This window comes from Streptomyces cucumeris (genome assembly GCF_024295805.1).
GTDB lineage: Bacteria > Actinomycetota > Actinomycetes > Streptomycetales > Streptomycetaceae > Streptomyces > Streptomyces cucumeris.
The window spans coordinates 1-9,369 of the sequence record NZ_JANCLX010000030.1 but is presented as its reverse complement, the minus strand read 5'-3'; the positions used below and the strand labels follow the sequence as shown (position 1 = coordinate 9,369).

The 9,369-nt window shown below is 66.3% G+C and carries 6 protein-coding genes and 1 pseudogene; 3 read left to right on the top strand and 4 right to left on the bottom strand.

The genetic code is table 11. The features are described from left to right. The 4 genes from NMK44_RS31895 to ltrA all read right to left on the bottom strand — a co-directional run. A partial coding sequence (locus NMK44_RS31895; RefSeq protein ID WP_254749772.1) for a hypothetical protein occupies positions 1-270 on the bottom strand: 270 nt, incomplete at its 3' end. 572 nt (positions 271-842) lie between these two features. Then, on the bottom strand, positions 843-1,079 hold the full coding sequence (locus tag NMK44_RS31890) for a hypothetical protein (RefSeq protein WP_254749770.1): 237 nt from the start codon (positions 1,077-1,079) through the stop codon (positions 843-845). A gap of 212 nt (positions 1,080-1,291) precedes the next feature. Continuing rightward, positions 1,292-2,311, bottom strand: a complete 1,020-nt coding sequence (locus NMK44_RS31885) for an AraC-like ligand-binding domain-containing protein (protein WP_254749768.1) — start codon at positions 2,309-2,311, stop codon at positions 1,292-1,294. A gap of 460 nt (positions 2,312-2,771) precedes the next feature. Next, entirely contained in the window at positions 2,772-4,472 is a 1,701-nt protein-coding gene (gene ltrA, locus NMK44_RS31880; RefSeq protein ID WP_254749766.1) for a group II intron reverse transcriptase/maturase, read from the bottom strand. Positions 4,473-5,488: 1,016 nt separating this feature from the next. On the opposite strand from ltrA, the gene NMK44_RS31875 reads away from it, so the two are divergent. The 3 genes and pseudogenes from NMK44_RS31875 (at position 5,489) to NMK44_RS31865 (ending at position 8,745) form a co-directional block, all read left to right on the top strand. Further along, positions 5,489-6,391, top strand: a complete 903-nt coding sequence (locus NMK44_RS31875) for a DUF3626 domain-containing protein (protein WP_254749764.1) — start codon at positions 5,489-5,491, stop codon at positions 6,389-6,391. Further along, positions 6,378-7,007: pseudogene (locus NMK44_RS31870) on the top strand (transposase). The gene NMK44_RS31875 and the pseudogene NMK44_RS31870 overlap by 14 nt, the downstream one beginning before the upstream one ends. A gap of 289 nt (positions 7,008-7,296) precedes the next feature. Beyond that, positions 7,297-8,745: a tyrosine-type recombinase/integrase gene (locus tag NMK44_RS31865; RefSeq protein WP_254749762.1), complete on the top strand. Its 1,449-nt coding sequence runs from the start codon at positions 7,297-7,299 to the stop codon at positions 8,743-8,745. Positions 8,746-9,369: the final 624 nt, after the last annotated feature.

Genomic DNA, 9,369 nt, shown 5'->3' with positions numbered 1-9,369 from the left:
GATGCCCGCGAGCAGGAGGAGACAGCCCGTGCCCCTGTTCTTCGGAACAGTCATGGCGCGCTCCTCCATGGCGCGGACCTCGTCGCCGGAGGGTTCCGAGTAGACGGGCGGATGCTGGGCGTCCCGGTGTGCGGGGGGCGCGGACGGCTGGACGAACTCCCAGCCCCAGCGCTCCTGGCCGGTGAAGACCCGCCGCGCCAGTTCCGCTCCGGCGTCCGGCTCCTCCCCGCCCCGAGGTTCGGTTGCCGGTGCGCTCTCGGCAGTGCTCATAACGCCCCCCTGTGGATGTCGGATATCCTGACCTTCCGGAGCGCCCCTGTCAGCTCCCGGGAGCCGCGCGGGAGACCTCTTTGGCCAGAAGTCATCTACGAATGACTGAAGCCACCACCAGCTCGGCTACCGGCTGCTCTACGGCTCGTACGAAGTCGACCGCGGCCTCGGCCTCGGCCCCTTCTACACCCGGTGCGGCTGGACCGCCCACGCCCCCGGCCAGCCCCTCGCACTCGACCGCACCTCCCTGCCCTTCCGCCTCGGCGCCGGTGACGACCAGTGCCTGTTCCTCCGCTGGCGCCCCGCCAGTAGACAACGACCACCAACGCGGAGGGCTCTGGCAGATCATCTGCCGGAACCCTCACTCGCTACTCGCTCCACAACCGTGCCCTGACGTGCCGGATGGTCAAGTGCTTAGCGCCAATGCCTGTACCGCTGGTCCCCGACGCCGTTGCAGGTGAGCACCGCGTCGGCGGACGCTGCCTGAGCTATGGGGGCCGTTGTCAGGCCAAGGCAGCAGAAGGCCCCCAGCAGGCTGGCCGCTGCGACCATTTGCCTCGGCCTCATCTCTTTCAGCACGAGATGTACCTGATCTCCGCGCCCGTGTACTCGCCGTCGTGGTAGCCGCCGAAGTTGACGGCCTTGCCCTTGCCGCCGGCCCAGGGAGACTCCCACGGGTCACCGACCGTGAAGAAGATGCGCATGTAGGGGCAGCGGCCATCAGCCTTGGTGTCGTGGACGGTGCCGGTGATGTTCCCGTCGCACACCCGGCCGTCGCCATACCCCTCGGAGGTCGGCTTCGGGTCCATGACTCGACAAGTCGAAGCCCCTGGCGTGGATGCCTGGGCGGAAGGGGCCGATACGAGGCCGAGAGCAGGGACGGTGATCAGCATCGCTGTGACGAACGTTCGGAACTTGATGCTCTTGTTCATGATTCCCCTCTTCGCAAGCGTGTTGCGATGGACCGGCGACGAGCTGATCCGGCCCGTCGCCCTCTTGACGAGTCTGGTCGCGGGCCTGTCTATCCGTCATTGGCCTGCGACGCATGAAGGGTTGCCTCTGAGCGCACGGCGAGTGCTGTACGACGGTGCTCGCCAGGTGGTACGCCGTAAGCGGTGCGGAACGAGCGGCTGAACGACGCGGGACTAGTCAGGCCCCATCGCGCGCCGATCGCGTGCACGGGAACCGCCAGTAGTCGCGGGTCGGTCAGGTCCCTGCTGCAGCGCTCCAGACGACGCCGACGGATCGCGGTCGACACCGTCTCGCCCCTGGAGCGAAAGAGCTGGTGCAGGAGCCTCACGGAGATGTGATGGTGGGCCGCGATGGCGTCGGGGTCGAGCTGGGGATCGGCCAGGTAGTCCTGAATGAACACGTCGATGCGGGCGAGCAGCACCTGGTGTCGCGTCTCGGGAGAGATGCGGTCCTGTGCGTCAGCCCGGACCGCGAGCAGCCCGGCGGCCAGGTCCAGGCTCGCCATGCCGAGCCGCTCACACTCCGCGTCGTCCAGTCCGGGCGCCTCCCGGGCTACCGAAACCAGATGGTCAGCGAGGATCCGCCCGATCCCGGATCGGGCGGGCAGGGCGTGGGCGAGCAGCGGATCGAGCCTGGCCTCGGGCACTGGGACGAGCTTCCTGGGCAGGTGCAGGATGATGGCTCGCGCGGCCCCGGTCCCGGGCGTACTCGCGGCCCTACCGCGGTAGGGCCGCGAGGACGTCCAGAGGGCGAAGTCGCCAGCGCGGAGAGCGGCATCGTTGCGGCCCTGGGCCACTGCCATGGATCCGCCCAGGATCAGCGTCAGTTCGTAAGTCTCCGGGTCCCCGCGACGGACGAGCTCTGCGGTACGTTCCGAGCGCAACTCGGGGAAGGCCAACGTCGTCAATTGAAGAGGCCCGAGACCCAGTGAACTCAGGCTCGCCGTGAAGTCCGATGCCTTGTCAGTGGTGATCCGGATGGGAGCCACGCCCTGTCCGATGGCTTCGCACCACCACTCGAAGCGCTGCTCCCTCGGTAACGCCGCCGTGTCGAACTCGGTGAACGCCATCGCCCCTCCACTTGGATAGCCTGCTTGTGCCTGCTCAACATGGCCAGGTGACTTTCTGCAGTGCAATGCACGCCAGTGATATGGCCGAGCCGGCGCCGGAGATGGCCGGGAGCCGTCTGCCGGGTGTCCAGGGCCGTCGAACTGGTCTCCCCCGGCAATCGGACGATGGACCGGAAATAATCCCATGCTTTACGCCGAGGCCGGGATCCCAGACGTCGAATGCCGCCGTTGACGACCCCCGCACCGCGGCCTGGAGGGTCGTGATCCGCTCGGCCTGGACGCTGATCGGGGTGGGCGCACCCGTCGGCTTGGTGGCGCCGTCGGCTGCTTCATGCCGGGCCGGGAGGATGGCCTCGTCGGGTAGCGGGAGCGCATTGCTGCGCCCCCGCCCCCTCAGAACCGGCCGTGCCCGTTTCCGAGCAACCGGCTCAAGCAAGCCCTACAGGCTCTGGTGCTGGTGTCATCGCTGTGCCCCATTGCCGTTGGTCTTGCGATGGCATTGGGCGTGTACGAGATGCTGAGCGACGCGGTCGCCCGGCTGCCTCTGCCCCAGCGGGGTGATCGCACGTTTGCGAAGCCCCTTCCGCGTCGCCGAGAGCCAGGTTTCCCACTGGGGCTCGTGGTCGGCATACAGGAGCAGACCCCGGCAGATCGTGCAGCGTCCTCGCTGTCGCTGAAGTAGCCACAGCACGTCGCGTCCGATCGGCGGGGCTGAGCGACGACGGCGCGCCGCCCAGTAGGCGGCCAAGGAAGGGTCGTCGGGCGACGCCCTCCATGCCACCATTCGGTGCCGGACGATCGGGGTCCAAGCGAACCGGCGGAGGTAGCGACCGCTCTCACGGCTGCCGAATACCCACCTGTCCTGCCTGCCCCGGTTGAACAAGCCGAAGTACCGGGAGGTGACCCAGCCTGCCGACTTGTTCGAGTGCGAGAACCTGGCCCATTTGTAGACCAACCTCCACACGTGATTATCCAGTGTGGCGAATGCCTTACTGGACACTCCGATCCGGTAGTAGGCGGCCCATCCCTTGATGATCGGATTGAGTTTCCCGACCACGGCATCGGCGTTGCCCCCGCGGAGGGCCAGCGCCTCATCGGACAGCCGTTTCCGGATGCGCCGCAGTGCATCGTTGCTCGGCTTTGTCAGGAGCTTGCCTCGGAAGCGCCGGATGTTGAAGCCCAGGAAATCCACGCCCTCATCCAAGTGCGTGATCCGAGTCTTAGCCTCGTTGAAGGCCAGACCTCGGGGCCTGAGCCATGCGGCGAGCCGTTGCTTGACGTCCTCGGCTTGTTCCTTTGAGTGGCACAAGACGAGCAGATCGTCGGCATACCTGACCAGTACCGGAGATCCCGGAACTGAGCGCCAGGAGTCGCTACTTGGTTTTTTGTGGTAACGCACCCCGGCAGCCGATTCCATCCCGTGTAGAGCTACGTTCATCAACAAGGGGCTGATCACCCCGCCTTGAGGGGTTCCCTCTTCCGTCGGCGTGAATTGTCCGGCCTCCACCACACCAGCTCGCAACCATTGAGCAATGAGCCCCCTACCGGGGAATCTCTCAATCGATTGCAAGATGTGGTCATGGCTGAGACGGTCGAATGCCTCTTGCAGGTCGGCATCAAGTACCCACTGCCTCTTCGCTGCCTTGGAACTGGCAGAGGTGTGGATAGCCACGATCGCATCGTGGCATCCTCGGCCGGGTCGGAACCCATACGACCGAGGTTCGAACCGAGCCTCCCACTCGGGTTCCAACGCTCCCGTCACCAATGCCTGTAGGCACCGATCAGCGATCACTGGGATTCCGAGCGGGCGGCGACGCCCGTTTCTCTTGGGTACGTACACCCGCTTGACGGGCCGAGGAGACCACGGCGAGGTGCGGTTTCGCATCCAGGAGACGAGCTCAGCTTTCTCCTCGGGTGCGATTGCCACTTCGCCATCGATCCCGGCTGTCTTGCGGCCAGCGTTGATCTCCGTTACCCGCCGCACGCTCAACAAGGCATTGCTGCGGGAGCGGAGCATCAGCTTTTGCAGGTTGCGGACCTTTTTCAGATCCCCTGCTTCCGTTGCCACGAAGATCCGATGGCGCAGCCGACGTACATCCTCCTCGACGGCATGCCAGTTCACAGCGTGCCAGTCGAAGTGACCGCCCTTGGGTCCGTTCACCCTCGCGTCGCCTCTCGCGGACTCGGCCGCGTTGCTTGCGGGGGCGCCTAACTTGCCCCTCGGTTCCGCCATTTGCGTCATAAGTTCTCCGTAGGCTCACCCAACCCGCGTCAGCACCCTTTCGAGTCGGGGGAACAGCCCCCTATCCGGCCAGTTATGTGAGCCGCTGGTGGAGGGACCAGCAGTCAGCTCAGTTTCCTGCTGCCTTTCGGCTACCGGCATTCGCTTCTCGGGTTGTCCTGCTCCCGCCGGGGAGTGCAGCGTTCCTTACGGTTCGCCTGCCAGCCGACCGCGCCGACTGGACCCTGACGGGGTTGTCACGTTCCGCTTGAGTGAGACGCGACCGGATAGGGCGCCCTCTGTACCCCGGGGGCGATGGTGCGCTCCCGCCTGTCGAATGCCTCTACAGGCGGCATCTGCCGCATCACAGCGGCCTGCCCCTATCACCCGATAGTGCTATCCATCTCTCGGGTGTGTGGTTGACGAGACATTAGAGGGTTCATGTACTTCGCCCGCCCGGCCTTCCCCAGCCTGTGTTCCGCCGGATGGCTCGGCGGCCCTTGGGCCTCGACCCCGGGCTTCGAACCTCGCGGTTACCCGCAACGCACGCCGGGGCGGGGATGGTCCTCACGCACTGGACCAGGCGTCATATGCTTGCCATGTGGCAGGCCCTCCTTCCTAGGACACCACTCACCTCAAGCGACCTCGTGTCGCACGCATTCGTACCACCACGCTCCGTCGCGCGAGCGGTGGCGGGAGGTCACGACGACGTCAAGCTCCTGGCCATCCGGCAGCCGCGCCCGCGCCCACGGCCCAGCCTTGGACCACCACTCTTCCTCCACACCCACCGTTCGATTCTAGTTCTATTAGCTGGGTGAGGTCCGACCAGGGCCGCAGCTCACTCACCTCGCCTTAGAGATCGTCTCGATTGGCGATTGACGCTCCGTGGCACGGGGCCGGGCTGTCGGTGGACAATCCCGGTGCGCCAGTTGATCAAGTTGGGGAACACTGTGCGGATGAGCTCCGCAGCCTCCTCAACAGCGCAGGAACGGGCCCTTCGGCATGTCGCGGAACTGGCGTCGGGCCCTCCGATGGACCCGGCGCTGCGGGTGACCCTCAACTTCCACCCGGACCGTCTGCTGCACGGCAAGCCGATCCTGGAGGCCATGGCCGAGGACGGCGTCTACTGCTCGCAGTTCGTCACGGGGACCAGCAACGGTGGGCTGACAGCGCATCCAGGCGGCGACCGGTGGCGCTGGGAGAGTCGGATCTTCAACGGGGCATACGACGAAGCGCCTGCTCATGAGCGGCCGGTCTACGGGGCGTTGAACTTCCGTCGCAAGCCAGTCGGCGCGGCACCGCGGTTCGGCTCCGCTCACTTCCGGCTGGCTGCCGAGACGCTGGCGCGGACCACGTTCTGCTACCCGGACAGCTTCCTTGAACCCGCGGATTTCGGTGTCGCGGCCCGCATGGGGCTCTTCGAGCTTGCTCTCGCCGATCACCAGGACGACCTTGACGACTACATCGAGGCCCAGGTGCACGGGCCGGTCCAGCTGCACTGTCATGTGGAGGCGTTGGTCCTGGACGCCTGCTACCGAGGCACGCCGGTCGAGGCTGCGGCCCTGCGTCTTGGCTGCCCTGTGGAGTGGCACCCCGGCTTCCGACTCGGGGTTGAAGTACTCCGCCGTCACCCCGGCTACCGCGGCCAGGAACATGTCGACCTGGGCACGCGGATCGCGGTCGACGGCGTCCTCGATCCGCGCATCATCGGAGATGCCGCACGTGCCGGCATCTATGACCCCCAGGCGGTCAAGAAAGTGTGGCACTACCTCGCGCGTTTCGGAGCGCCTGGGAAGGACGCAGACGAGTCGGTGAGTTCGGCGCCGGTGGAGGGGGCTGCACTCGATGGCCTTCGTTGAGGGGCTGGTGCCGGAAGGGCTGTGGGAGTTGTTCCGGAGAGTGAGACCGCCGATCCCCATGAGGCCGCAGGGCGGTGGCCGTCGGCGAGCTGATGATCGCGCGGTGCTCGCCGCGATCATCTTTGTCGCGACCTCAGGGTGCACCTGGCGGCAGTTGCCTCCGGTCTTCGGTGCGTCATGGCAGACGGTCCACCGGCGGTTCTCCGAGTGGACGGCGACGCGGGTCTGGGCGAAGCTCCACCGCCTGGTGCTGGACGAACTCGGCGCCCGTGGGGGGCTGGACTGGTCGCGGTGCGCGATCGACTCCGTGAACATGCGAGCCCTCAAAGGGGGGAGCTGACAGGCCCGAATCCTGTTGATCGCGGCAAGAAGGGCTACGACTACGACCACCTGCGGAAATGGCTCCGCTCTCGGAACATCACCCCCGCGCATCGCGCGCAGGGGCATCGAGTCCTCCCAGCGTCTCGGTCGTCACCGATGGACCGTGGAGCGGACGGTGGCCTGGCTGACCGGGTGCCACCGTCTGCACCGCCGCTACGAACGCAAGGCCGAACACTTCCTCACCTTCGTCGGTATCGCCGCCGCCCTCATCTGCTACCGGAGACTGACCAACTGAGACGACCTCCAAGCGGTTGATCAGCTGGGCGCGCCTCCATCGCTTCCGGAACTCGCTCGACAAAACCGCAGTCAGCCCGACTCAGCCCTCTCGACGGAGACACTTGGCACACTATTTTACATCTTTGAGCATGACGGACAGATCTCCGCACCTGTCGCCACGACAGGGGAACACCCCAGGTCAAGCAGCGTGCAGGGCCGTGTGTGGCCGCAGGGTGGTCGCATGATCCATGGGCGGAGACCGACAATGGAGGTGATAGTTCAATGCGCAATCGCTGGAAGTGATCTCCATGCGCTCCGCTACCTCTCGGGGGCGCGTCTACCGCCGGTGCGGCTGCCGCGACCGGCAGCATCAGCAGCTCGGCGCCCGCTGCCCGCGCCTCAGCCATGAGCCCGATCACGGCACCTGGACCTTCGCTGTCGACCTCCCCTCCCCCGCCTCCCGGCGCCACACCGTCCGCCGCGGCGGCTTCCTCAACCAGGAAACAGCCGCTGCCGCCCTGCGCCGGACGCTGGAAGGTGAAGACGGCGGGTTCTCCACAGACCCGAACCAGACCGTCGCCGACTACCTCACCACCTGGCTCCAAGCAATGGCCCTGGTCCTCAAGCCCACGACCATGGCCCGCTACCGCAGCTACGTCACCGCTGACCTCATCCCAGCCCTCGGCCAGGTCCGCCTCGACGACCTCAGCTACTCCCACATCGCCGGCTTCGTTCACACCCAACTCGCCCACGGACGCGGCAAGGTCAGCGTCCACCGCTGCCTGGCCACCCTCTCCAGCGCCCTGGGCGACGCAGTCAAACACCACCGCCTCAGCCACAACCCCGCACGCCCCACCATCATCCCCCGACCACCCGCGGCCGAACGCCGAATCTGGACCCTCGACGAAGCCACCCGATTCCTGCGCTACTGCCATGCGGCCGACCCGCTCATGGCCGACCTGGTCGAAGTCCTCATCGGCACCGGCATGCGCAAAGGCGAAGCCCTCGGCCTCCACTGGAAGGACATCCACCTACCCGAAGGCATGCTCTTCATTCGCTGCACCCTCTCGGCGGTCGACAACAACCGTCTCGTCCTCACCACACCGAAAACCCTCAGCAGCAAGAACTGGATCGCCATCTCACCCCGAGTGGCCAGAGCCCTACGACGCCGCCGCGCCGCCGACGCAGATCCCCGCCAACCCTCACCACGCGGGGATCTCGTCTTTCACCGCCCGGACGGCAGCCCCCTCCACCCCGAATACGTCCTCAACCACTTCCACCTGATCTGCCGAAAGGCCGGAGTACCGCGCACAACAGTCCACGACCTGCGACACCTCGCCGCGACCATCTCCATCACCGCCGACGTACCCCTCACCGTCGTCTCCAAGACCCTGCGGCACTCCACCCTCTCCACCACCGCCAACATCTACAGCCACCTCACCCCACTAGCCGCCCGCACCGCCGTGAACGCCATCGACGCAACCCTCACCGCCGCCGAACAGAAGGTGCAGCTACCAAAGCCACGACCACCCTGCGACCACAACCCACGACTCCACAACCAGATCACCGTCAGCAAAGCACCGGCCAGAGCCATCAGTTACCCCAATACTCCGGGCACCCGTCCCGCGCATGCGACCACCATGCGACCACAACCCCCGAAAACACCGAAAAGGCCGCCCCCGCATCTCTGCGGAAACGGCCTCCAACCTGCGAAAACGCTGGTCGGGACGACAGGATTTGAACCTGCGACCCCTTGACCCCCAGTGCCAGCGCCGAATTCCATGGGGATCAAGCGCTTTCCGCATGCTCACAACGGGCGGTTGCGCCTGAGTTGTGCAGGGTCGCGCACACCGCGTGGTCCCCAAATGGTCCCCGCGACAGTTCCTCAGGGCGGCGGCCGCGACTTCACTTCTCTTCTCCATCGCTCGGCAACATTTAACAACACACGAGAGCAGAGACGAAAGACCAACCCGTTCGACGTAGTACTGGGCGATGGTCAGCAGCGAGGTGAACAGCAGGTACCAGACGCTGACCGCGATCAGGGAGGCGACGATCTGGAAGGTGCGCGAGGATACGAGGCAGGAGCTCACCTGCCCAGTGAGAGTGCGCTCTTGGCGCGCGTGACGAATTCCTCCGGGGCGGGCCCGCCGGAATACTCAGTCTGGGAGCGGGCGGCATGCCCTTTAGGCGCGTGCCCGTGCCCGCGGCGGGGCGGGGAGGGCGGCGTGCGAGAGGCCAGGCTCCCGGTAATGCCCCTGGTCACCTGGCCTCACGGCTTCCGGCAGCCTGCGGCCGCCGACGTCCTCTCGCCGCTACACCCGCGCCAAGAGATCGCGGGCTCAGCGCAGGCGCGCGTCGAGGACGCCGTCACCGACCTGGGC

Coding starts and splice junctions, on each gene's coding strand:
- NMK44_RS31890 (WP_254749770.1), bottom strand. CDS start 1,079: ATGGACCCGAAGCCGACCTCCGAGGGGTATGGCGACGGCCGGGTGTGC.
- NMK44_RS31885 (WP_254749768.1), bottom strand. CDS start 2,311: ATGGCGTTCACCGAGTTCGACACGGCGGCGTTACCGAGGGAGCAGCGC.
- NMK44_RS31875 (WP_254749764.1), top strand. CDS start 5,489: ATGAGCTCCGCAGCCTCCTCAACAGCGCAGGAACGGGCCCTTCGGCAT.
- NMK44_RS31865 (WP_254749762.1), top strand. CDS start 7,297: ATGCGCTCCGCTACCTCTCGGGGGCGCGTCTACCGCCGGTGCGGCTGC.